Origin of the sequence: Pseudomonas sp. P8_229, from assembly GCF_034008635.1 — a bacterium.
GTDB lineage: Bacteria > Pseudomonadota > Gammaproteobacteria > Pseudomonadales > Pseudomonadaceae > Aquipseudomonas.
In genome coordinates, this window is the sequence record NZ_CP125378.1 from 1350801 (window position 1) to 1371998 (window position 21198).

Annotated in this window: 26 protein-coding genes, 1 tRNA gene and 2 pseudogenes; 16 read left to right on the top strand and 13 right to left on the bottom strand. The window is 59.2% G+C overall.

Translation table 11 applies throughout. The features are described 5' to 3' along the window. The first annotated feature begins 242 nt into the window (after positions 1-242). From QMK55_RS06075 to QMK55_RS06110, 8 genes and pseudogenes are all read left to right on the top strand, one after another. On the top strand, positions 243-1730 hold the full coding sequence (locus QMK55_RS06075; RefSeq protein WP_320328858.1) for a sensor domain-containing diguanylate cyclase: 1488 nt from the start codon (positions 243-245) through the stop codon (positions 1728-1730). Then, a complete protein-coding gene (locus QMK55_RS06080) occupies positions 1723-1953 on the top strand; it encodes a cysteine-rich CWC family protein (protein WP_025110686.1) in 231 nt (76 codons plus the stop codon). Before QMK55_RS06075 ends, QMK55_RS06080 begins: the two co-directional genes overlap by 8 nt. Before the next feature lie 33 nt (positions 1954-1986). Further along, a complete protein-coding gene (locus QMK55_RS06085; RefSeq protein ID WP_320328859.1) occupies positions 1987-2679 on the top strand; it encodes a 16S rRNA pseudouridine(516) synthase in 693 nt (230 codons plus the stop codon). Between the two features lie 315 nt (positions 2680-2994). Then, positions 2995-3879, top strand: a complete 885-nt coding sequence (locus QMK55_RS06090) for an alpha/beta hydrolase (RefSeq protein ID WP_320328860.1) — start codon at positions 2995-2997, stop codon at positions 3877-3879. A 160-nt stretch (positions 3880-4039) separates the two neighbouring features. Next, positions 4040-4113: transfer RNA gene (locus QMK55_RS06095), tRNA-Gly, on the top strand. A gap of 263 nt (positions 4114-4376) precedes the next feature. Continuing rightward, positions 4377-4556, top strand: coding sequence for a type II toxin-antitoxin system HicA family toxin (locus tag QMK55_RS06100; RefSeq protein WP_102354407.1), 180 nt, complete (start codon positions 4377-4379; stop codon positions 4554-4556). A 36-nt stretch (positions 4557-4592) separates the two neighbouring features. Continuing rightward, positions 4593-5000 (top strand): type II toxin-antitoxin system HicB family antitoxin, encoded by a 408-nt coding sequence (locus tag QMK55_RS06105; RefSeq protein WP_320328861.1) that lies wholly within the window; start codon positions 4593-4595, stop codon positions 4998-5000. Between the two features lie 167 nt (positions 5001-5167). After that, a pseudogene (locus QMK55_RS06110) lies at positions 5168-5897 on the top strand (class I SAM-dependent methyltransferase). A 128-nt stretch (positions 5898-6025) separates the two neighbouring features. Here the strand turns inward: QMK55_RS06110 and tam are convergent. Continuing rightward, positions 6026-6796 (bottom strand): trans-aconitate 2-methyltransferase, encoded by a 771-nt coding sequence (gene tam, locus QMK55_RS06115; protein WP_320328862.1) that lies wholly within the window; start codon positions 6794-6796, stop codon positions 6026-6028. A 374-nt stretch (positions 6797-7170) separates the two neighbouring features. Here tam and QMK55_RS06120 point away from each other — a divergent pair, with 374 nt between their 5' ends. Together QMK55_RS06120 and QMK55_RS06125 are read left to right on the top strand one after the other, a co-directional pair. Further along, positions 7171-7674: an inclusion body family protein gene (locus QMK55_RS06120; protein WP_008076892.1), complete on the top strand. Its 504-nt coding sequence runs from the start codon at positions 7171-7173 to the stop codon at positions 7672-7674. 125 nt (positions 7675-7799) lie between these two features. Further along, on the top strand, positions 7800-8339 hold the full coding sequence (locus QMK55_RS06125; RefSeq protein WP_320328863.1) for an AidA/PixA family protein: 540 nt from the start codon (positions 7800-7802) through the stop codon (positions 8337-8339). Between the two features lie 219 nt (positions 8340-8558). Here QMK55_RS06125 and QMK55_RS06130 read toward each other — a convergent pair. Continuing rightward, a pseudogene (locus QMK55_RS06130) lies at positions 8559-8981 on the bottom strand (restriction endonuclease); the annotation flags it as partial. Between the two features lie 210 nt (positions 8982-9191). On the opposite strand from QMK55_RS06130, the gene QMK55_RS06135 reads away from it, so the two are divergent. Next, a complete protein-coding gene (locus QMK55_RS06135; RefSeq protein ID WP_102357024.1) occupies positions 9192-9602 on the top strand; it encodes a low affinity iron permease family protein in 411 nt (136 codons plus the stop codon). 47 nt (positions 9603-9649) lie between these two features. Here the strand turns inward: QMK55_RS06135 and QMK55_RS06140 are convergent, their stop codons facing one another. The 6 genes from QMK55_RS06140 to QMK55_RS06165 all read right to left on the bottom strand — a co-directional run bounded on the left by QMK55_RS06140 (position 9650) and on the right by QMK55_RS06165 (position 13785). Next, entirely contained in the window at positions 9650-10168 is a 519-nt protein-coding gene (locus QMK55_RS06140; protein WP_320328864.1) for a DUF4142 domain-containing protein, read from the bottom strand. Positions 10169-10242: 74 nt separating this feature from the next. Further along, on the bottom strand, positions 10243-10401 hold the full coding sequence (locus QMK55_RS06145; protein ID WP_003222499.1) for a KGG domain-containing protein: 159 nt from the start codon (positions 10399-10401) through the stop codon (positions 10243-10245). Positions 10402-10519: 118 nt separating this feature from the next. Further along, positions 10520-11869 (bottom strand): bifunctional diguanylate cyclase/phosphodiesterase, encoded by a 1350-nt coding sequence (locus QMK55_RS06150; protein WP_320328865.1) that lies wholly within the window; start codon positions 11867-11869, stop codon positions 10520-10522. Between the two features lie 80 nt (positions 11870-11949). Beyond that, positions 11950-12588, bottom strand: a complete 639-nt coding sequence (locus tag QMK55_RS06155) for a LysE family translocator (protein ID WP_102357019.1) — start codon at positions 12586-12588, stop codon at positions 11950-11952. Between the two features lie 60 nt (positions 12589-12648). Further along, positions 12649-13065, bottom strand: a complete 417-nt coding sequence (fos, locus tag QMK55_RS06160; protein WP_320328866.1) for a fosfomycin resistance glutathione transferase — start codon at positions 13063-13065, stop codon at positions 12649-12651. A gap of 3 nt (positions 13066-13068) precedes the next feature. Continuing rightward, positions 13069-13785 (bottom strand): hypothetical protein, encoded by a 717-nt coding sequence (locus tag QMK55_RS06165; protein ID WP_320328867.1) that lies wholly within the window; start codon positions 13783-13785, stop codon positions 13069-13071. A 107-nt stretch (positions 13786-13892) separates the two neighbouring features. Between QMK55_RS06165 and QMK55_RS06170 the strand changes: the two genes are divergently transcribed. Both QMK55_RS06170 and QMK55_RS06175 read left to right on the top strand, forming a co-directional pair. Further along, on the top strand, positions 13893-14132 hold the full coding sequence (locus tag QMK55_RS06170) for a CopG family ribbon-helix-helix protein (RefSeq protein WP_102357015.1): 240 nt from the start codon (positions 13893-13895) through the stop codon (positions 14130-14132). After that, the gene (locus QMK55_RS06175; RefSeq protein WP_320328868.1) at positions 14122-14406 is read left to right on the top strand and encodes a type II toxin-antitoxin system RelE/ParE family toxin; all 285 of its coding nucleotides are present in this window, start codon (positions 14122-14124) and stop codon (positions 14404-14406) included. Before QMK55_RS06170 ends, QMK55_RS06175 begins: the two co-directional genes overlap by 11 nt. 7 nt (positions 14407-14413) lie before the next feature. Here the strand turns inward: QMK55_RS06175 and QMK55_RS06180 are convergent, their stop codons facing one another. Further along, positions 14414-15328, bottom strand: a complete 915-nt coding sequence (locus QMK55_RS06180) for a LysR substrate-binding domain-containing protein (protein ID WP_320328869.1) — start codon at positions 15326-15328, stop codon at positions 14414-14416. A 77-nt stretch (positions 15329-15405) separates the two neighbouring features. On the opposite strand from QMK55_RS06180, the gene QMK55_RS06185 reads away from it, so the two are divergent. Then, positions 15406-15894 carry a DMT family transporter gene (locus QMK55_RS06185; protein WP_320328870.1) on the top strand — a complete coding sequence of 163 codons (489 nt, stop codon included), beginning with the start codon at positions 15406-15408 and terminating at the stop codon, positions 15892-15894. Positions 15895-16043: 149 nt separating this feature from the next. On the opposite strand, the gene yiaY is transcribed toward QMK55_RS06185, so the two are convergent. Next, a complete protein-coding gene (yiaY, locus tag QMK55_RS06190) occupies positions 16044-17192 on the bottom strand; it encodes an L-threonine dehydrogenase (RefSeq protein ID WP_102357009.1) in 1149 nt (382 codons plus the stop codon). A gap of 153 nt (positions 17193-17345) precedes the next feature. Here yiaY and QMK55_RS06195 point away from each other — a divergent pair, with 153 nt between their 5' ends. Further along, the gene (locus QMK55_RS06195) at positions 17346-18365 is read left to right on the top strand and encodes a DUF4917 family protein (protein WP_320328871.1); all 1020 of its coding nucleotides are present in this window, start codon (positions 17346-17348) and stop codon (positions 18363-18365) included. A gap of 140 nt (positions 18366-18505) precedes the next feature. Here the strand turns inward: QMK55_RS06195 and QMK55_RS06200 are convergent, their stop codons facing one another. Genes QMK55_RS06200 through QMK55_RS06210 form a run of 3 tightly spaced genes read right to left on the bottom strand, consistent with a single transcriptional unit; the run spans position 18506 to position 20538 of the window. Then, positions 18506-19735, bottom strand: coding sequence for an RNA polymerase sigma factor (locus tag QMK55_RS06200; protein WP_102357006.1), 1230 nt, complete (start codon positions 19733-19735; stop codon positions 18506-18508). Next, positions 19728-20072 (bottom strand): YciI family protein, encoded by a 345-nt coding sequence (locus QMK55_RS06205; RefSeq protein ID WP_008081988.1) that lies wholly within the window; start codon positions 20070-20072, stop codon positions 19728-19730. The genes QMK55_RS06200 and QMK55_RS06205 overlap by 8 nt, the downstream gene beginning before the upstream one ends. Before the next feature lie 40 nt (positions 20073-20112). After that, positions 20113-20538 carry a YybH family protein gene (locus QMK55_RS06210; RefSeq protein WP_102357003.1) on the bottom strand — a complete coding sequence of 142 codons (426 nt, stop codon included), beginning with the start codon at positions 20536-20538 and terminating at the stop codon, positions 20113-20115. Positions 20539-20678: 140 nt separating this feature from the next. On the opposite strand from QMK55_RS06210, the gene QMK55_RS06215 reads away from it, so the two are divergent. Then, the gene (locus QMK55_RS06215; protein WP_102357001.1) at positions 20679-21164 is read left to right on the top strand and encodes a GNAT family N-acetyltransferase; all 486 of its coding nucleotides are present in this window, start codon (positions 20679-20681) and stop codon (positions 21162-21164) included. The last annotated feature ends 34 nt before the right edge of the window (positions 21165-21198 follow it).

The following is a 21198-nucleotide window of genomic DNA, read 5'->3' on the forward strand; positions in this document are numbered from 1 at the left end:
CAGATCAGCGGTGACGGGAACCCTGAAAGTCCCGTGTGGGAGCGGGCTTGCTCGCGAATGCGGTGTTCCTGCCACATCAATGTTGACTGACCCTCCGCATTCGCGAGCAAGCCCGCTCCCACAGTCGGCCTGCGTGATGTCCAGAAATACAGGAACGACCATTCGCGCCGCGCATGGAGCAGTTATTTCCAGGCAGTGCCACTAGAATGCTGCCATCGGCTTATCTGCCAACGGAATCGCCCATGCCGCACAGATCTGCGCTGTACTCGCAACGCTCGCTGGTTCTGACACTGGTCGCCCTGCTCGGCGCCGGCTTCCTCGCCACTTCGTTGCTCAGCTACTACGCCTCGCGGGCGTCGATCCGCGACAGCATCATCAACACCGAACTGCCGCTGACGTCTGACACGGTCTATTCGGAAATCCAGAAAGACCTCGTCAGACCGATCCTGATTTCCTCAATGATGTCGCGCGACACCTTCATGCGTGACTGGGTGGTAAACGGCGAAAAAGACCCGTTGCAGATGACCCGCTACCTCGACGAGGTCATGACCCACTATGGCGCCTACACCGCGTTCTTCGTCTCCAACAGCAGCCACACCTACTACCACGCCAAGGGCGTGCTCAAGCAAGTGAAGATCGATGAGCCGCGCGATGCCTGGTACTTCCGCGTGCGCGACATGAAAGACCCGTATGAGATCAACGTCGACCCGGATCTGGCCAACAAGGACAACCTGACGTTCTTCATCAACTACAAGGTCTACGACTACGACAATCGCCTCATTGGCGCCGCCGGCGTGGGCCTGACGGTGGATGCGGTGATCAAGCTGATCGACAAATACCAGCAGCGCTATCAACGCAGCGTTTATTTTGTCGATGCCTTCGGGCGACTGGTACTCACCGGCGCCAATGGCGGCCCGGAGGGTGCGCATATCGGGAGAGGCCTCGGCGAACTTGCCAGCATGAAAAGCCTGGTCAGCCAGTTACCCAAACCGCACAGCGGCAGCTACGAATATTCCGCCCACGGCCAGGGACATTTCCTCAATGTGCGGTTTATTCCAGAGTTGAACTGGTACCTGTTCGTCGACAAGCGCGAGGACGGTGCACTCACTGAGATCCGTCAGTCGCTGTACCTCAACCTGCTGATCTGTCTGTTAGTGACGCTGGGCATGCTGACCTTGCTCAACCGCGTGATCGGCCGTTACCAGCGCAAGATCCAGGCGCAAGCCACCCTCGACAGCCTCACCGAATTGCCCAACCGCCGCGGCTTCGACCTGCTCGCCGCGCAAGCCCTGCACGAAGCGCAACGCGAACCGAAGCCACTGACTGCGCTGTTGCTCGACCTCGATCACTTCAAGACTTTGAATGACACCTACGGCCACCTGGCTGGCGATCAGGTGCTGATCGGTTTCGCCCGGGATCTGCAAAGCTGCCTGCGCCATTCCGACATCGTCTGTCGCTGGGGCGGTGAGGAATTTATCGTGTTGCTGAAGGACACTGATGGCGACACCGGTCAGAAGATTGCCGAGAAGATCCGCCAACACGTCGAACAACACGAATACTCCTACAATGGCCATAGCCTGAATCTGACCGTGAGCATCGGTGCCACCACCCTGCAAGCAGATGACACCTTGCACACCCTGCTGTCCCGGGCCGATCATGCGATGTACCGGGCCAAGCAAACCGGCCGTAACCGTACTTGCGTGGAAATGCCTCACTCGACTTATGCCTGACACCGACGCAAAACCCGACCTCTGCCCCGCCTGCGGCGCCCGCAATGACTGCAGCCTGGCCGACCCGCGAACCGCCGACCGAGCCTGCTGGTGTTATGGCGTGAGCATCGATCCGGCAGTACTCGAAGCCCTGCCCGCGGCGCTGCGCGATAAATCCTGCCTGTGTCCGCGCTGCGCTCAGGTCGAGGCGCAACTGCAAGCAGCGGCGCGGCCGATCCCGTAAGATGCGCGCCCCGCCTTCCATCGATATCTGAGCATGCGCGTCGACCGATTCCTCAGCAACCTGCCCCGCTACAACCGTCAGCAGGTTCGCCTGTTGCTGGTTGAAAAACGTGTGCGGATCGACGGAAAAGTCGTCAACGACCCGCACAGCGAAGTGCTGGAGTTCAGCCGCGTCGAAGTCGATGAAGAACTCCTGCAGCTCGGCAAACCGGCGCGCTACTTCATGCTGCACAAGCCACCGGGGTGCGTCAGCGCCACCCGCGACCCACAGCACCCGACCGTACTCGACCTGATCGATGAACCGGACAAGGACGACCTGCACATCGCCGGGCGCCTGGATTTCAACACCACCGGGCTGATGCTGATCACCAACGATGGCACCTGGTCGCGACGCCTGACCCAGCCGCAGACCAAACTGCCAAAAGTCTATTACGTCGAGACCGAACAGGAGATCGGAGCGGAATATGCGATCACCTTCGCCGAGGGCATCTACTTCGCTTTCGAAGACCTGACCACGCAACCGGCACAGTTCGAAGTCCTCGGCCCGAACGCGGCACGCCTGAGCATCGTCGAGGGCCGTTACCATCAGGTGAAGCGCATGTTTGGCCACTTCAACAACAAAGTGCTGCGCCTGCACCGTGAATCGATGGGGCCGCTGCTGCTCGATGACGCGCTAAAACCGGGCGAGTACCGTGCTTTGCGCACCGAAGAGATCCATTTGTTCTAAGCCGGCGACCGCTCAGCAGAAGTTGTCGAACAATTTACCAACGGCACTTGCGCGATCCCCATCCCACTGCTTGAATCAGGACGTCGGCCAGATTGTGACCGATGAGTCACACCATACATCCAAGAAACTTTTTGCCGGTCGCAAGCCCCTTGGGTTGCGTCTCAGCCGGCAGACTGCCCGCCAATAACAATACCCGTCGACCGCAGTCATGGATCGACATGGGCCAAGAAATTCCAGGCGTATGCCTACCTGTCACAAAGCTCGTGCAATCTCTATTTGCGCGCATACCCGCTTGCTTGCCAGGAGTCTTATGACATGAGGCCAGAAATCGCTGTGCTGGATATACAGGGTCAGTATCGGGTTTACACGGAGTTCTATCGCGCAGACGCCGCAGAAAAGACCATCATCCTGGTCAACGGCTCGATGGCCACGACTGCGTCGTTTGCACAGACTGTGAAAAACCTGCACCCGCAATTCAACGTGGTTTGCTACGACCAGCCCTACGCGGGCAGATCAAAAGTCCACAACCGCCACGAGAAACATCTGACGAAGGAAGTCGAAGGGCAGATCCTGCTGGAGCTGATCGACCATTTCAGTGCCGAACACGTGCTGTCATTTTCCTGGGGCGGCGCGGCCACTCTGGTTGCCCTGGCCCACCAGCCACGGCGCATTGAAAAAGCCGTGATCAGCTCGTTCTCGCCGGTGATCAACGCGCACATGCTTGATTACCTGGAGCGCGGTGTCGATTACCTCGGTCAGCGCGATGGCGACCGCGTCGGGCATCTGGTCAACAACACCATCGGCAAACACCTGCCATCACTGTTCAAGCGCTTCAACTATCGCCACGTCAGCAGCCTGGCCGAGCACGAATACGGGCAGATGCACTTCCACATCAGTGACGTGCTGCACAGCGATCGTCAGTGCTACCTGAATGCGGCAAAGAAGATCAACGTGCCGGTGCTGTTCCTCAACGGTGAATGGGACGAATACACCGCCGCCGAAGACGCCCGGATATTCGGCAACCACGTGGCGCACAGCACTTTCACCACGCTGCAGGCCACCGGGCACTTCCTCGACATGGAGCACAAGGCTGCTTGCCGAGATAGCCAGAACGCCCTGCTCGGTTTCCTGAAACCCACTCAGCAGTCGAGCCGAACGCGTTACTCGTTCGTTCAGGATCACCATGCACTGGCCATTTGAAAACGTGTCGTCGCGAGCGAGTCGGCAGGCTCGAACATCAGCGTATCGTCCCTGCCCGACTCACCCGCGAATGACCGTTTTCAAGGCTGTAACGCGCTGCGAGCAAAAGAAAAACTTCAAATCCGCGCCCGACTCTGGTACAAAGTCAGCCGCTCTTTGAGCGGGTATAGTTTAGTGGCAAAACGAAAGCTTCCCAAGCTTTAGTTGAGGGTTCGATTCCCTCTACCCGCTCCACTCAATTGGGTCTCACGTTGTGGTATGACGGGGGATGCAGGAACAGAAAAACCGGCCTACAGGGCCGGTTTTTTTGTGTCTGGGATTTACCCACATTGGCTCGTAAAGGCCTGCAACACACCCATCATCCCAGCTCCAAGACCCTGCCTAGACTGATTCTTGCCACCGAGCAGAACAAAGGACGATGACCGCTCGGTGGTTATAGTGTTGATCAAAAAAATCAGTAGTTATAGTACCTACCAAGCACACCACAAGGAGGTGTTGTGAATAGCCGTTTTTTAATCGGCCAACTCGTCGCAGACGGTGGGTACCTGGTGCGGGTCAAAGGCAGTCACCATCACTTTAAACATCCCGTCAAACCCGGATTGGTGACGGTGCCGCATCCGAAGAAGGACCTGCTTAAAAAAACGGCCATCAGTATTTTGAAACAGGCGCTGCCTTGACTCACTCCGCCTAGAGCGTCCAGGAGGACCACGAACATGCTTTACCCTATCGCAATTTCAATAGGTGATGACGAACACGCCTGGGGAGTGGAAGTACCGGATATTCCCGGCTGTTTTTCCGCCGGCGATGATCTTGATGATGCCGTCGCGATGGCTCGCGAAGCCATTGAGGGGCATTTCGAAGTTCTGGCCGAGGACGGTGCGCCGATCCCGCCAGCCAGCAAGCTTGGCGTGCATGTATCGAACCCGCAGTATGTTGGCTGTGCTTGGGCTGTGGTTGATATTGACGTCACCAAATACCTGGGCAAGGCGCAGAAACTCAACATCACGCTGCCTGGCTATCTGCTCAACCGCATTGATGAATACGTGCTTCATCACCCGGAAGAGAAGAGCCGTTCGGGGTTTCTGGCGTCGGCAGCGTTGAAGGTCTTGCAGCAAGGTTGAATGCAAAACCGGCTCTCCGCTGGCATTTCTCCATCACCCATCACCCATCACCCATCACCCACCACCCTCCCCTACGCGGCCATCAACGAATACGCGTTTTCACTTTCGAGGGACTCCATGGCGCGGCCGCTGTGCCGCTGATGACAGAACTCAAAAGAGCACTTCCCATGACGCAAAACATCTACGACGATCCCGTTTTTTTTCCAGGGCTACAGCCAGCTGAACCGCTCCATCGGCGGCCTCGATGCTGCGCCGGAGTGGCCGGCGCTCAAGGCATTGTTGCCATCGATGCATGATTTGAACGTGGTCGACCTCGGCTGTGGTTATGGCTGGTTCAGCCGCTGGGCCAGTGAACACGGCGCCGCCCATGTGCTGGGGCTGGATGTCTCGAAAAAGATGCTGGAGCAGGCGCGCGCAACCACCACGGCGGCGAACATCCGCTACGAACGCGCCGACCTTGAGCATCTCGACTTGCCGGCCTGCAGTTTCGACCTGGCTTACAGCTCCCTGGCACTGCACTACATCAAGGATTTGCCCGGACTGTTCGCTCATCTGTACGCGGCGCTGAAACCCGGTTCGCACTTTGTGTTTTCCATTGAACATCCGATCTTCATGGCCCCGCGCAATCCAGGCTGGTTGATCGACAGCGACGGTCACAAGCGCTGGCCACTGGACAGTTATCAACTGGAAGGCGAGCGGGTGACCAACTGGCTGGCCGAGGGGGTGATCAAGCAGCACCGCACGATTGGCACGCTGTTGAATTCGCTGATTGATGCCGGGTTCACTATTCGCCATGTCAACGAATGGGGGCCGAGCGAGGCTGAAGTGTCGGCGCAACCGGCGCTGGCTGAAGAACGGGAGCGGCCGATGATGATGTTGGTGGCCGTGCAGCGTTGATCTGATCTGAGCAAACAATATGTGGTGAGGGGATTTATCCCCGATGGGTGCGCAGCCCCCGCTTAGAGGGCCTGCTGCGCAGTCCGTCGGGGATAAATCCCCTCACTACAAGTGCCTGAAGCCTGACTTCAGCGAATCGCGACGATAAACAGCCGCGGAAACGGCAACAGCACCGAACCATCCGGCAACGCCGGATAAGCCTCCGCAACCGCCGCCAGATACTGCTGCAGAAACTGCGCCCGCTCGTCTTCGGTCAACGGACTGAGAAACGGAATCAAGCCACTGCCCTTGAACCACTCCACCACCCCCACCGCACCGCCCGCCAGTTGATGGTGATAGGTGGTGCGCCAGACATCGACCCGCGAACAATGCGGGCGCAACATCGAAAAGTATTCGCGGGCACTCGCCATCTCGGTGCGCTGCCCGGCGGCGCCAGCCAGTTTCGCCGCCCACGGGCCGTTCGCGGCGACTTCGCGCATCAGCCGATGGGAAGGCTCGTTGAGGTTGTCCGGCATCTGGATCGCCAGGCTCCCACCGGCGGACAGTTTGCCGGCCAGCGCCGGCAGCAAAGTAGCGTGATCAGGCAGCCACTGCAGCACCGCGTTGGCGAAGATCACATCGAACGGGCCGGCCTCAGCCCAACGGTTGATCTCGGCCACCTCGAACCGCAGCTGTGGCAAGCGCTTGCGCGCGGCGTCGATCATGTCCGGCGAACTGTCCAGGCCACTGACCTGCGCCTGCTCAAAACGCTGCACCAGCAGCTCGGTGGAATTACCCGGGCCACAACCGATATCGACCACTGATCGCACCTGAACCGTGGGAATAGCCGCCAGCAGATCACGGGCCGGGCGGGTGCGTTCATCTTCAAAAGCGACGTATTGTTTGGCGGACCAACTCATTGCGTTCTCCTGTCGGGACATTCCAGCGGTTCGTCACGATACAGGCAGCCCGGCGGGCTGTTCCAGAGCGACTCATTGCAAACGGTGTCTGGCGACGTCCTGCTTATCGCCAATTCGTCATCCCCTATGCACTTTACGACCGTCCGTCGAGCCGTATAAAAGCGTTTTTGACAGCCAAAAAATCCTACCTATAGTCAATTTGCGGCAATCGGAAGGAACCCGATTACAGATAATCTCGTGCAAGGAGCACGGCCTGCCCGTCCCTCATGACCGATGGGTTCCCCCAGTAGTGTGCTCGCAAATGCCATGCGACAAGCAAGCGTCGTCGTGCCTGGATTGCAGTCCGACGTTCACTATGAAAAAGGAGCATCACCATGTCTCGAGTTACGGATATTCTGGTTTCCATCGACACTGAAACCATTCTGAAAAAGTATCCAAACATCAGCAAGGATCCGAAGAATCCCACGCTGATCGACTGGCATCATGTGTACATGGTCACCAACCAGGACAACGTCGTCAGTGGCCAGGCCGGTGGCGAACTGGACCTCAAGGCGCAGGTCGGCGACCTGATCCGCTGGCGTGAAACCAGCTTGTCGCAAAGCTTCGAACAAGCGGTGATTTTCTACAAATTCATCGGTAACGCCGGTGCCGATCTGATCTCCCCACCCTCGCCGCGCAAGGCCACAGCCTGCGTTGCAGTACCGAATCGCGAAAATCCATCCGTGCCCAGTTGCCAGAAAGTCGACAACCATTACTGGTCATCCGAGACCCTGGATTGCGGCCGCGTGACCTATCACTTCCACTTCCTGATCGTCGATCGCAACTGCCAGATCATCGGCTGCTGCTCGTGGGATCCGTTCATCTCCATCCACAATTGACGATGCCCCGGGCCCCTTGGCAACGGGGGGCCCTACCGATCCGATGCCGCCCCGGCCGGAACAGGATGTCTTGCCTTGACCGAAGCGGCCGCCAGTTTGTAGCGACGTCATGAAAGGAATCCATGATGACTTCCGAACCGATCCCTTCCCCTTCATCTACCGTCACCAACGCACAAAACGTGTTACTGATCGTCGATGCCGAATCCCTGCTTTCGCGCTATCCGACACCCAGCCAGGACCCGGCGAATCCGACGGACATCCCCGATGGATTGATCTTTTTCGCCACAAGTAATAACTCAAACGAAATAGTTACAAATGACAGTAATACTAAAGTCATTGTCGAGATTGGCCGTGACATTCATTTTCGTGCAAGAAGCGTCAGCCTGATCGCCGAGCACAGCGTGGTTGCCTACCGCATGACCGTCGATAACAGCAGCGTGCTTACCGCTCCGCAACTGGAAGTACACACTGGCCTCACCGTCCCTGCGCCCAACCCGGAAACGCCATCCGTTCCAGGTAGCCACAAAGCGGACGACCACTTCTGGACATGCACCCCGAAAACACCCGGCACCGCCCAGTGCGAATTGGGGTTCATGCTGGTCAATCAGCAATGTGAAGTGGTGGGGTTCTTTCAGTGGCAGGTTGGGGTGGAGATTGCGAGCTGATGAGGCGCGTAAAAAACCGGCCTCCAAGGCTAATGCTGATCAGTTAAGCGCACTCAATGCTCAAAGCAACGACGATCAATTGTGGGAGCGGGCTTGCTCGCGAAGACGTCGGCCCAGCAAACATTGATGTTGACTGCCCCACCGCTTTCGCGAGCAAGCCCGCTCCCACAGGGGATCTGCGCTTAACTGATCGGCATTAATCTCCAGGGCCGGTTTTTTTCAGTCGTAATATCCAACCGTTTTTTTCAAATGATCCGAGTATTCATAAATATCGTCGACTGAGCTAATCGGATGACGCGTTTCATTTTTCTCTTCATCAAAGATACCAATGTACTTCTGCGAGCGATTGAAGTGCAGTCGGCAGATCGGTTTGCGATTGTTATCGTCTAAAAGGATACCAAAGTAACTTTGCGTGTCGCGCTGAACAATACGCTTGGCGTCAACGACTGAACGCACCAGCGCACGGACAATGTGATACCCCTCCAGTCCCTCCAGTGTTGTCAGAACCTTGTCATCCGCTTCATCACGCGGTTCTGCGGGGTCGGTTCCAACAGTGGCTGAAGGCAAGGACGCCAACGATGGCTGAATTGCACCACTCATTGCTGACTTGAGTCGATCATTGATCTGGTCGTTGATGACCTCTGACTGGTTCTATCCGTGCATTCGCATGCTGGCGAATTGATTGCCAATTGATCCTGGACGCAAACCCGCACAAAGAAAGTTTTCTGCTGCAAAGTGCTTCGCCCTATGCCCTGCGATGACAGATTTCAGTGGTGGCAGGCTTTCTCAGTCGAATTTTCGCAACGCCCTCACTGTCTGAATTTCAGGCCCCTCTCAATAAGGAACACGGCAATGAAATTCGCGAAGATTTCCCAGACTCTCGCACTGTGGGCCGGTAGCCCGAAAACCTTCATGGGGGCGTTGGTCCTGATTTTTCTCTGGGGACTGAGTGGGCCGTTTTTTCATTTCAATGACACCTGGCAACTGATCATCAACACCTCGACCACGATCATCACGTTTCTGATGGTGTTCCTGATCCAGAACACGCAGAACCGCGACACCGACATCCTGCATCTGAAGCTCGATGAGTTGTTGCGCGTCAACAAGGAAGCCCAGAACGCGATGCTCGGGCTGGAATCGCTGGACCTCAAGCAACTGGAGGCGCTGCGCAAGCATTACCGCAGCCTGGGCGAAAGCGAGGTGTTCAACCTCGAAGGACTGGGGGAAAAGAGCAAGCCGAGGCAGGATCTGAATGACTGCTGACAAACAAAAACGGCGCCTTTCGGGCGCCGTTTGTTTAATCCTCGGTATTAGCGGCTGGCCTGCAGCGCCCGAGCCATTTGCAGATGGTTCTGCAGTTTCGGCAAGGTCTCGTCGGCAAATGCCTTGATTTCCGGCACGTCGGTGGTCTGAGCTTCCTCCTGAATCTGCTGGATGGCTTCTTCGGTAGCTTTCACCTGGCTGGCGGCGTAGGCCTGGTCGAAGGTTTCACCGTCCTTCACCTGCGGGATCATGGATTTGGCCTTGTCGGCGATTTCTTCACGGGGAGCGATCGGCAGGTCGAGTTTCTTCGCGATCTTCGCCAGGTGCTGGTTGGCCGTGGTGCGGTCATTGATGACGACGATGGTGTAGTCCTTGACCTCTTTGGATTCGGATTTCTGATGGGCCAGACGACTGGCTTCGATATCGGCCATGCCCTTGGCCGAAGCATCGTTGATGAAATCGGCAGGCGACTGGGCAGCTGCGCCGCTGGCGAACGCACTGCTGGCGAACAGTCCCAGCAACGTGACAAAACTGAAACGACGTACCAGGGTGGCCATCCGGCTCATGGTCGTGCCCTCCTTCTCTTCAAATTCAAGCGGGAGCTTTCGCCCCCGCCTCTCAATCAAAACTACCTCACCGACTACTTCGATTTCTGAGCAGGCTTGCGGCCCATTTCGGTTTTCGCAGGCTCTTTGTCGACCGTCGTGGTGGTGGTTTTCCCACCTTTGCGACCGGCTTCAGACGCCTTCGTTCGATCGTTGGCGAAGTTTCCCGAGTTCGAGTTTCTTGAATTAGGCATGATTCTCTTCCTCTTGGTGTTGATCGTTGGCGAGCAGGTGCCCGCCTAGATTGAGAATTGCCGGACCGATAAAGGTTTAGAAAAGTTGCCCGCGCCGCGACGAACGGTGCGGCCTGTTTCAGATGTCCACTGCCCGATGATTGAGGCGTTTGGCGGCGTACATCGCCTGGTCGGCATGCCGGAACAGTTGCTGTTCTTCGTGGCCATGTTCGGGATAGCGGGCCACGCCGATGCTCGGTTCGATGTGCAGGTTGTGGCCGTCAAGGCGCATCGGTTGTACCAGCACCTGTCGGATCTTTACGGCCACGCTGTCGGCATCTTCGGCGGCGTGCACGCTGTGCAGCAGCACCACGAATTCGTCGCCACCAATGCGCGCCACGGTATCGGTCTCGCGCACGCAGCCCTTGAGCCGACTCGCCACCGTCTGCAACAGCATGTCGCCGACCGCATGGCCGAAGGTGTCGTTGACCTGCTTGAAGCGATCCAGATCGACGTACAGCAGCGCCATGTTTCCCGAGGCTTCACGGGCACCGGCCAGCGCCGCCTTGAGTCGGTCTTTCAACAGTTCGCGATTGGGCAACTGGGTCAGTTGATCGTACTGCGCCATGCGCCGCAGCCGCGCGTGCAACTGCTGGCGCTCGATGGCGGTGGCGACCTGGGCACAGACGTATTGCAGCAGTTCCTTGTCCTGTTCGGTGTAACGCTCACCACCCGGCAGGCTTTTGACGATCAGCGCGCCGATGGTGCCGTTTTTCGAGTTCAGCGGCACGCCGAGCCAGCACGGTGAGTCCTGACCGGCCACCAGTGCGGCGAAGTCGGGCGGGGAATCGGGGCTGTCCGGTGTCAGCAGAATCGGCTGGCCGCTGCGGATCACTTCCGCGCACAGGCGGCCGGTGACGGTGCCCGGTCGCTCGGGCTGCAATTCGTGATCGTCGACGTGATACGGAAAATTCAGCTGCGCGCAGTGTTCGTCGTACAGCGCCACGGAAAAGTTCAGCGCCGGTAGCCATTCGCCGATGATCAGGTGAATGCGCTTGAACAGCGCCAGCAGGTCTTCGGCGACGTGCGCCGCTTCGGAAATCGCGTACAACGCCGCCTGTCGTGATTCGGCCTGCTTGCGTTCGGTGATGTCGCGGGCTACGGCGATGCGCAGTTGATCGACCTCCGACCAACGCGCCGACCACAGAATGTGTGCGATGCGGCCGTCCTTGCGCACGTAGCGGTTTTCAAAGTTGTGTTTGGGTTCGCCGCCCATGATGTCGTGGGCCGCCGCCAGGGTGCGCTGGCGGTCTGCCGGGTGCACCAGTTCGATCATCGGCCGGCCGATCAACTCGTCAGGCGTGTAACCGAAAATGCGCTCGCAGGCGGCACTGACAAAAACGAAACGCCCCTGTTTGTCCACCGCACAGACGGCGTCCAGCAACAGGTCCATATAACTCGCCAGCGGCGCGGAATTTCGGCTTTCCATGGTTCAGCGTAGGTGTCCGGGCAATGCAGCAATGATCCACCATCCCTGACCCTTTTGATCGCGCATCCATGCTTTCAGCGTCAAGCCTTGTTCGGCAGCAATCCCGGCAGCGCATGCACCAGCGCGTTGATCGCAAAACCGATGAACATCACCCCGCACAGGCGGGTGATCATCAGCTCATGGCGCTGATACAACGTGCGCACCCGGCGGGCGCCGACAACCCCGATCAAGATAGCGTAAGCCAGCAATCCGCCGAGGAAGCTCAAGGCGATCAGCGCCGGCAGCATCGACCAGTTGAGCAGTTCAGCGCGGCTCGACAGCAGCGCGGTAAAGGTCGCGACCGCCACCGGGTAGGCCTTGGGGTTGGTCAGGCCGAACAGGATACCGTGCCAGAACGGCTGACGCGCCGCGCCCTGGGGCTGATCATCGCCGCGTCGCTGGGCCCGCACCGCCCGCCAGCCGAGCCAGAACAGGTACAAACCGCTGAGCACGCCGAGCACATCAAACGCGGTGCTGCCGATTTCCCGGGCGCCGACAATCGCAATCAACGCGGTGCTGCACCAGACCACATCGCCGAGCAGGTGCCCACAGAGAAAACCCGCCCCGGCCCGCCGCCCGCGCGCCGCGCCGATGCCGAACACCGCCAGCACGCCCGGCCCCGGCGTGATGCCATAGATGAAACCCGAGGCCAGAACGGCCATAAGCAGCGATGGAGTCATGAAATACCTGCAGGCGCCAGTACAAATGATGGCCAGTCTATATCAGCGCAATGTGTCTGTTCACGACTCGTCGTAAAAACGCATGCCCGCGTACGGTTTCAACCGACAGGCTGCCAGTCGCGACGCCAGACCGCCGACGTGGGCTTCGAGCTTGTGCCCGTCCGGGTCAAGGAAGTAGAACGACGCACCTTCGCTGCGGTTGTCGCGCCATTCCTGCACGTTCGCCGCTTTCAGCTGTTCTACGAACCGCGAAAAATCCGCTTGATCGAGACTGAAGGCGTAATGGGTGTAGTCGACGGATGGCTCGGCAGTGCGCTGCGCATCCAGCGACAGACACAACCACAGCCCCGGCAACGACAGATAGGCACCGGCGTTCCACGTGGCCTCGACGCGCAGATTCAGCACCTCGCGATAGAACGCCAGGCTGCGCGGCAAGTCGCTGACAGCGAGGGTCAGGTGGTTGAGGCCGATGAGCATGAGTCAGTAACCTCTGAGGTCTTCGGGGACGTTGTACTGCTGGCCATCGTAGGTCAGGGTGATCTGTTTTTTCTTCAGCTCGGTGGTGTTCGAAACGCACTGACTGCCGGATTGGGTGTTTTTCATTTTACTGCCACTGGTGGTGACGATCAGATCGGCGAATCCATTGTGGCTCGATGGAGCGATCTCGAGTGTCCTGCGGATTTTTTTGCTGTAGCCCTCGCAGTTATTCACGAACTCACCGTTGTCCTTGAAGACCACCAGGCCCTCAAGCACCGGGCGCAGGCTGTCACCCTCGCGCACATACAGCGCCAGATCGGTTTTCTCGTAGGGAATGGCCTGGGAACTGTGCACGAATTTCGCTCGCAGCCCAAAAGCCCGGACGTCCGGCGTCAGGCGGTAGCGCGCTGTATCGATGCGCACATCATCCAGACGCACGGCATCTGAGTTGTAGGCGCCCGGCTTATGGTAAGTGGCGATCGGTTTGGCGTTGCTGGCATTGAGAATCGCCAGATCCAGATCGAACGTCCCGGCATCGTCACCGCCGGAATCGGCCAGGTAGGTGGATTTGACCGAAATCGCCTGACTCGGGAACGCCGGCCAGACGTTGCAGCGCGACATGGATTTGCCGTCGAAACTCTTGGTGGTGCAGGCGGCCTGGGCGTGGGTGGTGATGGCCAGCAATGCGCAAGCCAAGAGGAACGTGTTTCTGCAGGTCATGTTTCTTCCTTGATAAATGTCTGGTGCCCTGCTGTTGGACGAATGGCACGCGGCCCAAGTATGACGCTGTAGTATGTTGCACTACAAATCACTACACCGAGACCATCATGTCCGTCATGTCATTGCGTCTTCCCGATGAAATTGCCGACACCCTTGCCAACCTCGCCAAGGCGACCGGGCGTAGCAAGTCTTATCTGGCGGTGGATGCGCTTCGCGAGTATCTCGCGCGCGAAGCCTGGCAAATCGAAGAGATCCAGCAAGCGTTGAAAGAAGCCGACGCCGGAGACTTCACGTCTGCCGATGAAGTCAGGGCCATCGCCAACAAATGGAATGCCAATGCGCGTTGAGTGGCTACGTACCGCTCTAAAGAATCTCGATGACGAAGCGGCCTACATCGCGATTGAAAATCCGAAAGCTACTTCAGAGTTCGCCCAGGCCATCCTCGACTGCGTCGATCATCTCACCCGATTTCCTGCTTCCGGACGCGAGGGGCGTCTGGCAGGAACAAGAGAATGCGCGCTACCTGATCGCCCCTATCTGATTCCATACCGGGTTCGTCAGGGCCGACTCCAGGTTCTGCGCATATTCCATACTCGCCGGCTTCCTCCCAGCATGTGGTAATGGATACTCAAGTATCACTCCTCATCCCCTCCTCAATCCTGCGATTCAACCAGTTCAATGCCTGATCCGCCCCCCGCCGCTTGTGCCACGCCAACACAAAGGTGAACGGCGCGATCTCGAACGGTGGCGGCAGCACAATCAATTCCTGCAGTTCGATCTCACGCACGCTACGCGACGACACGGTGAGGATCAGATCCGTACCGCTGATCAACTGCGGCGCGACGTTCCAGTGCGGCAGGCTGATGGCGACGCGGCGGCGTTCGCGCAATGAGGTCAACGCCCGTTCGATTTCCGGGGTGCCGCTGCCACGCATTTCCAGCAAGACGTGCGGGCGCGACAGGTAAGTCGGCAGGTCCAGAACCCCATCGGCCGGCAAGGTACGGCGATCCAGCAGACAGACGTAGCGCTCCTCGAACAGCAGCGTGCTGCGCAGTTCATTGGGCATTTCCGGAAACACCCCGGCGGCCACATCGATATCGCCGTTGAGCACGCCTTCGAGCATGCCTTCGCGGCTGGCGTGACTGATTAGCAGGTCAATGCCCGGCGCTTCGCGGCGCAGGGTGCGGATCAGCCCGGGGAGGATGATTGCCGCACCGTAGTCGGACATCGCCAGGCGAAAGGTTCGCCGCGCATGGGCCGGATCGAAGGTGTTTGGCGCCAGCAGCGATTGCACCTGCGCCAGCGCTTCGGCCAGCGGCGCGATCAGTTCCAGCGCTCGTGCGGTGGGCACCAGGGTCGAGCCGGCGCGCACCAGCAGTGGATCGCCGAGCACCTCGCGCAAGCGCGCCAGCGCATGGCTGACCGCCGGTTGACTGAGGTGCAGACGCTCGGCGGCACGGGTGACGTGTTGCTCGCTGAGCAAGGCGTCGAGGATCACCAGCAGGTTGAGATCGATACGGCGCAGATCATTCATCTTGTGCATGTTCTGGATGACAAAACGGAATTTAAATCTGCGCGACGAATACCTTAGAGTCCAGCAAAACCTGTTGGAGATTGATCATGAGTACGTTGCAGTGGGCCGGTCTGTTACTGCTGGCCGCGTTTGCCGGGGCGGTGGTGCCATTCCAGAGCGCGATCAACAGCAATCTGGCGCGGGGGCTTGGACATCCGCTATGGGCGACCCTGGCCTCGCTGCTGGTCAGTGTGTTGGTGCTGTTGCCGGTGATTCTGGCGTTGCGCCTGCCACTGCCGTCGCTGGGCTTTTTCAGCAAGGCGCCGCTGTGGATGTGGGCCGGTGGTGCATTCGGCGTGTGTTTTGTGGCGCTGGCAGTGATGCTGTTGCCAAGGCTTGGGGCATCGGGGTTTGTCGCGCTGGCGCTGGCCGGGCAGGTGATCGCTTCAATGGTTCTGGATCACTTCGGATTGTTTGGACTGGTGGAGAAACAGTTGACGGTGTCGCGGGTGTTGGGGGCGTTGCTGCTGATTGGCGGGGTGGTGTTGATTCAGTTTGGTGGGGTGTTTGAGAGGAATGGGGTGACTGTTGGCTAATCCAGATAGTTACTCAATATCTGGAAGTCAGCCATCGCGAGCAGGCTCTCTCCTACAGTTGAAATGCGTCCCCCTGTAGGAGTGAGCCTGCTCGCGATGGCGTCAGAACTGACGCTGCAAATCTCAGAACTTGTCGAGGCTGCCCCCTTTCAAAACGCGTTGCGGAAAATCTCCTCGATCTGCCGCTGATCCGCCGCCCGTGGATTGGTCAGGCCGCACGCATCTTTCAGCGCGTTGGTGGCGAGCACCGGGATGTCAGTGAGCTTGGCGCCGAGTTCGCGCAGACCACCAGGAATGTCGACGTCCCTGGCCAGGCAACGGATCGCGTTGATCGCCGCCTGAGCGCCCTCCTCCGGACTGAAACCACGAGTGTCCGCGCCCATCGCATGGGCCACATCGGTCAGGCGCTCGGCACACACCTGTGCGTTGAAGGTCTGTACATGCGGCAGCAGCACGGCATTGCACACGCCATGCGGCAAGTCGTAGAAACCGCCCAACTGGTGCGCCATCGCGTGCACGTAGCCGAGGGACGCATTGTTGAACGCCATGCCGGCGAGGAACTGCGCATAGGCCATGTTCTCCCGCGCTGCGAGGTCGCTGCCGTCGCGCACGGCCAGGCGCAGGTTGTTGCTGATCAGGGTCATCGCCTTCAGCGCGCAGGCGTCGGTGATCGGGTTGGCGGCGGTCGAGACGTAGGCCTCGATGGCGTGGGTCAACGCGTCCATGCCGGTGGCGGCGGTCAGGCTCTTGGGCATGGCGACCATCAGTGCCGGGTCGTTGACCGACAGCAGTGGCGTGACGTTGCGGTCGACGATCGCCATTTTCACGTGGCGCGATTCGTCGGTGATGATGCAAAAGCGGGTCATCTCGCTGGCGGTACCGGCGGTGGTGTTAATGGCAATCAGCGGCAGTTGCGGCTTGCTCGATTGATCGACGCCTTCGTAATCGCGGATCTGCCCGCCGTTGGTCGCACACAGGGCAATGCCCTTGGCGCAGTCATGGGGCGAGCCGCCGCCCAGCGACACCACGAAATCGCAGCGGCTTTCCTTGAGCAACCCCAATCCGGATTCGACGTTGGCAATGCTCGGGTTCGGCTTGGCGCCATCGAAAATCACCGAGTCGATGTCCTGCATCGCCAGCTTCTCGGCGAGCATGGACGCCACACCGGCCTTGGCCAGCCCCGCGTCGGTGACGATCAGCGCCTTGCGAAAACCATAATTGCGGATCGCAACCATGGCCTCGTCGAGGCATCCGTTACCCATGATGTTTACCGCCGGAATGAAAAAGGTGCTGCTCATGTGCGTCTCCTGACTAGGGCCGAATCGACTGCTCCGATACGGCGGATGCACACAGGATCGACCGATCAGTCACCACCGATGTTGATCTGGCTCAATGCCCGCTCGTGATAAAGTCGCCGCCCATCCACCCTTTGTTTTGAGACTTCCCACGCAATGACCGATTTTCTCGATGTCGACGCCAGCCTTGAAGACTGGAACACCTTGCGCGCCGCGACCGAGTTCAACGGGTTGCTGGTAGGCAATGGCGCCAGCCGCGCGGTGTGGGACGACTTCGGCTACGACTCGCTGTTCGAAAACGCCCGCACCGTGGAAGAGAAACCGCTGAGCCCGTCGGAACTGAGCGTGTTCGACGCAATGCAGACGCGCAGCTTCGAGCAGGTGCTCGGCGCGCTGAAAACCACCAGCAAGGTGAACAAGGCGCTGGCCGTCAGCTCGGCCGCACCACGCAATCGCTACTACGCGATCAAGGAAGCGCTGATCAACACCGTGCACGCCGTGCACATCCCGTGGCGGCTGGTGCAGGCCTCGACGCTGGCAACGTTGAATGAAGAACTGGCGCGCTATCGCACGGTATTCACCAGCAATTACGACCTGCTCAACTATTGGGCGCTGCAGCACAACAGCGAAGCCATCGACGATCTGTTCAATGGCCCCAATTCCAGTTTCGATCTGAGCGAAAGTGCCACGGTCAAACCGCGTTTGCTGTACCTGCACGGCGGCCTGCACCTGGTGCGCAATCAGGACGGCACCGCCCGCAAACTGACCTCGACCGAAGGCACCCTGCTCGGCAGCTTTGCGATCAACAACACGATCAAGACCCTGGATGACGTGCCGCTGTTCGTCACCGAAGGACCGAGCGAGGACAAGCTCAAGACCATCCGCAGTTCGGATTATCTGTCGTTCTGCCATGAGCAATTATTGGGTCATGGCGACAGCCTGTGCATCTTCGGCCACGCCTTGGGTGAACAGGACGCGCACATTGTTCGGGCACTGCGACTGGCAAAACCTGCGACGGTGGCGATCTCGATTTATCCGCGCAGTGGGGCGTTCATTCAGCATCAGAAACGCCATTACGCCAAGGTGTTCGAAGGAACCGGGGTCGAGTTGCGGTTCTTTGATTCGAAGACGCATGCGCTGGGGAGCCCGAAGTTGTCTGTTCCCGTCGAGATTTAGCGGCGAGGTTTGTGAGGCCATCGCGAGCAAGCCCGCTCCCACAAGGTTCGGCGTTGAACAGTGGATTTGTGTAGGACATCAATCACGGTGAGAGCGGGCTTGTTCGCGAAGGGACCGGTAATGCCACCGATCCTGTCGGATCAGTCCAACGCCTCTAATCGCGCCTCGATAAACCGCCGCTCCGGCTCCAGCCGCGTCAATTCCAATGCGCGCAGATACGCCGCACGCGCCTGCTCTACCCGGCCCAACTGCCGACAGAACTCCGCCCGCGCCGAATGCGCCAGGTGGTAATCCTGCAACTCACCGCGATCCAGAATCCCTTCAATCAGATTCAACCCGGCCAACGCTCCATCGCGTTTGGCCACCGCCACCGCACGATTCAACTCGATCACCGGCGACGGCACTGCACGCAACAACACGTCGTACAGCCCGACGATCTGCTGCCAATCCGTTTCAGCCGCTGATGGCGCCTCGGCATGCACCGCGGCAATCGCCGCTTGCAGACAATACGGCCCGAACCGCCGTGTGGTCAGCGCGCGTTCTACCAGCGCACAGCCTTCGGCAATCAACCCGGCGTCCCAGCGCGAGCGGTCCTGATCGTCCAGCAGGATCAACTCCCCATCCGCCGAGGTGCGCGCCGGCCGCCGCGACTCGTGCAACAGCATCAACGCCAACAGCCCCATGACCTCCGGCTCCGGCAACAACTCCATCAGCAAACGCCCGAGCCTGATCGCCTCGCGGGTCAGTTCTTCACGGGTCAGCTCAGCGCCCATCGACGCCGAATACCCTTCGTTGAACACTAGATAAATCACCCGCAACACGCTGTCGAGACGCTCCGGCAACTCGTTGAGGCTGGGCACTTGATAGGGGATTTTCGCATCGCGGATCTTGGCCTTGGCCCGCACGATGCGCTGGGCAATCGCTGCCGGTGCCGAAAGAAAAGCCCGGGCGATTTCCTCGGTGGTCAGGTCGCAGACTTCACGCAGGGTCAGCGGTACCTGCGCATCCGCCGCCAGTGCCGGGTGACAGCAGGTGAAGATCAGCCGCAAGCGGTCGTCTTCCACGTCTTCGCCACTCCAGTCGGCCTGTTCCAGTTCTTCGAGTTGCGCCAGCAACAGCGGTTGCGAGGCCTTGAAGCGTGCGCGCCGACGCAACACATCAATCGCCTTGAAGCGTCCGGTGGACACCAGCCAGGTGCGCGGATTGTCTGGCACGCCGTCGTGCCGCCAGCGCTCGACCGCGACGAAGAACGCCTCGTGCAAGGCCTCTTCGGCGAGGTCGAAATCACCGAGCAGGCGAATCAGTGTCGCCAGAATCCGCCGCGAGTCTTCGCGATAGACCTGCTCGACCCGCGTCCGAACGTCAGACATTCAGCTGCCGCACCGGGCGCACTTCAACGCTGCCAACCCGCGCCGCCGGAATGTTGCCGGCGACCTGGATCGCTTCGTTGAGGTCCTTGGCGTCTATCAGGTAGAAACCGGCCAGTTGCTCCTTGGTTTCAGCGAACGGGCCATCGGTGATCGACAACTTGCCGTTGCGCATGCGCACCGTGGTGGCGGTCTGCACCGACTCCAGCGCTTCAGCCGCGACCATCCGCCCGCTGCCCTGAATCGACTCGGCGTAGGCCCAGCATTCGGCGTCTTCCGGGCTGTCGGGCGAAGAATGCAACAGGCGCTCATCGCTGTAGACCAGGCATAGATATTTCATGGCGTTCTCCTGAATCGGACGGATCAACTATGGCTGAAGATCAGGGCTGCACATCGAACAGCGTCGCGCCGCTCATCGGATCGAACGGTGCCGACCAGTGCTCGTGGACAATCTTCCACGCCCCGCCCACCTGCCGATAGCACGCGGTCACGCGCATCCAGCAGCTCTGGGTTTCGCCCTTGTCGTTGGTGCCGCCGCAATTGGCCACCCAATGGGCAAAAGCGAGGTTGTCGGCAGTCTCGATGGCGATCTCGTGGAACTCGAAAATATGCGGGCCAGGGCACATTTCCATGCATTCGACCCAATGCGCGCGGTAAGCCGCCTTGCCTTTGAATTGCAGGGCCTTGATCGCGTCGAAGGAGACGATGTCGTCGGCGTACAGCGCCATGACTTTCTCGACGTTCTTGGTCATGACCGCTTCGCGGTAAGTGTTGATCAGGGTCTGGATTGCAGATTGTGCGCTCATGGTGTTCTCCGTGTTTTTGTTGTGAGGACACCCTTAGTCGCTCGGCAATCGAGCAAATCGACAGGCAAAACAAAAAAATTCCGCCGAAGACAAAATCGCTAGAATCCGAGGCTCATCTTTGTAGGAAAAAGGAAATTCCCGTGTCAGCCCAACTCGTGCCGTACGACAGCCTGAACGCCTTGCAGCGCCAGCAAGTCGAGGCGATTGAAATCCATCCCGAGCAGATCAAATTTTCCGGCGACATCCACGGCGCGCTGCACACGCTGCTGTCCAAACCCGGTCCCGGCGTGAAGGGTTTCGCACTGCTGGCCGATCAGGTGCCAGTGGCGTTTTTGCTGCTCAAGCGCCCGCCGGTGTTGCCGGCCTGGGCCGATGAACACAGCGCCACCCTGCACGCCTTGCAGGTCGATCATCGGGCGCAAGGCAAAGGTTACGGCAAGGCCTGCCTGCAAGCGTTGCCCGAAGCCGCCCGTCAGGCGTGGCCGGAGATCAAAGGGCTGGAACTGTCGGTGGACGCCGATAACGACGCGGCGATTGCGCTGTACGCCAAGCACGGCTACGTCGACAGCGGTGAAGCGTACAAGGGGCGGATTGGTTACGAACGGCGTATGGGGCTGTTTTTCTGAGTCATGCGGGCAATCGGCACGGCCCTCTGCTGAC

What these genes read in the sequence shown, in the direction of transcription:
- QMK55_RS06200 (WP_102357006.1), bottom strand. Translation starts at nt 19,735, where the DNA reads ATGTCTGACGTTCGGACGCGGGTCGAGCAGGTCTATCGCGAAGACTCG.
- QMK55_RS06150 (WP_320328865.1), bottom strand. Translation starts at nt 11,869, where the DNA reads ATGGAAAGCCGAAATTCCGCGCCGCTGGCGAGTTATATGGACCTGTTG.
- tam (WP_320328862.1), bottom strand. Translation starts at nt 6,796, where the DNA reads ATGAGTTGGTCCGCCAAACAATACGTCGCTTTTGAAGATGAACGCACC.
- QMK55_RS06185 (WP_320328870.1), top strand. Translation starts at nt 15,406, where the DNA reads ATGAGTACGTTGCAGTGGGCCGGTCTGTTACTGCTGGCCGCGTTTGCC.
- QMK55_RS06195 (WP_320328871.1), top strand. Translation starts at nt 17,346, where the DNA reads ATGACCGATTTTCTCGATGTCGACGCCAGCCTTGAAGACTGGAACACC.
- fos (WP_320328866.1), bottom strand. Translation starts at nt 13,065, where the DNA reads ATGCTCATCGGCCTCAACCACCTGACCCTCGCTGTCAGCGACTTGCCG.
- QMK55_RS06120 (WP_008076892.1), top strand. Translation starts at nt 7,171, where the DNA reads ATGTCTCGAGTTACGGATATTCTGGTTTCCATCGACACTGAAACCATT.
- QMK55_RS06145 (WP_003222499.1), bottom strand. Translation starts at nt 10,401, where the DNA reads ATGCCTAATTCAAGAAACTCGAACTCGGGAAACTTCGCCAACGATCGA.
- QMK55_RS06180 (WP_320328869.1), bottom strand. Translation starts at nt 15,328, where the DNA reads ATGCACAAGATGAATGATCTGCGCCGTATCGATCTCAACCTGCTGGTG.
- QMK55_RS06075 (WP_320328858.1), top strand. Translation starts at nt 243, where the DNA reads ATGCCGCACAGATCTGCGCTGTACTCGCAACGCTCGCTGGTTCTGACA.
- QMK55_RS06175 (WP_320328868.1), top strand. Translation starts at nt 14,122, where the DNA reads ATGCGCGTTGAGTGGCTACGTACCGCTCTAAAGAATCTCGATGACGAA.
- QMK55_RS06085 (WP_320328859.1), top strand. Translation starts at nt 1,987, where the DNA reads ATGCGCGTCGACCGATTCCTCAGCAACCTGCCCCGCTACAACCGTCAG.
- QMK55_RS06080 (WP_025110686.1), top strand. Translation starts at nt 1,723, where the DNA reads ATGCCTGACACCGACGCAAAACCCGACCTCTGCCCCGCCTGCGGCGCC.
- QMK55_RS06205 (WP_008081988.1), bottom strand. Translation starts at nt 20,072, where the DNA reads ATGAAATATCTATGCCTGGTCTACAGCGATGAGCGCCTGTTGCATTCT.
- QMK55_RS06125 (WP_320328863.1), top strand. Translation starts at nt 7,800, where the DNA reads ATGACTTCCGAACCGATCCCTTCCCCTTCATCTACCGTCACCAACGCA.
- QMK55_RS06135 (WP_102357024.1), top strand. Translation starts at nt 9,192, where the DNA reads ATGAAATTCGCGAAGATTTCCCAGACTCTCGCACTGTGGGCCGGTAGC.
- QMK55_RS06155 (WP_102357019.1), bottom strand. Translation starts at nt 12,588, where the DNA reads ATGACTCCATCGCTGCTTATGGCCGTTCTGGCCTCGGGTTTCATCTAT.
- QMK55_RS06140 (WP_320328864.1), bottom strand. Translation starts at nt 10,168, where the DNA reads ATGAGCCGGATGGCCACCCTGGTACGTCGTTTCAGTTTTGTCACGTTG.
- QMK55_RS06170 (WP_102357015.1), top strand. Translation starts at nt 13,893, where the DNA reads ATGTCCGTCATGTCATTGCGTCTTCCCGATGAAATTGCCGACACCCTT.
- QMK55_RS06210 (WP_102357003.1), bottom strand. Translation starts at nt 20,538, where the DNA reads ATGAGCGCACAATCTGCAATCCAGACCCTGATCAACACTTACCGCGAA.
- QMK55_RS06165 (WP_320328867.1), bottom strand. Translation starts at nt 13,785, where the DNA reads ATGACCTGCAGAAACACGTTCCTCTTGGCTTGCGCATTGCTGGCCATC.
- QMK55_RS06090 (WP_320328860.1), top strand. Translation starts at nt 2,995, where the DNA reads ATGAGGCCAGAAATCGCTGTGCTGGATATACAGGGTCAGTATCGGGTT.
- yiaY (WP_102357009.1), bottom strand. Translation starts at nt 17,192, where the DNA reads ATGAGCAGCACCTTTTTCATTCCGGCGGTAAACATCATGGGTAACGGA.
- QMK55_RS06105 (WP_320328861.1), top strand. Translation starts at nt 4,593, where the DNA reads ATGCTTTACCCTATCGCAATTTCAATAGGTGATGACGAACACGCCTGG.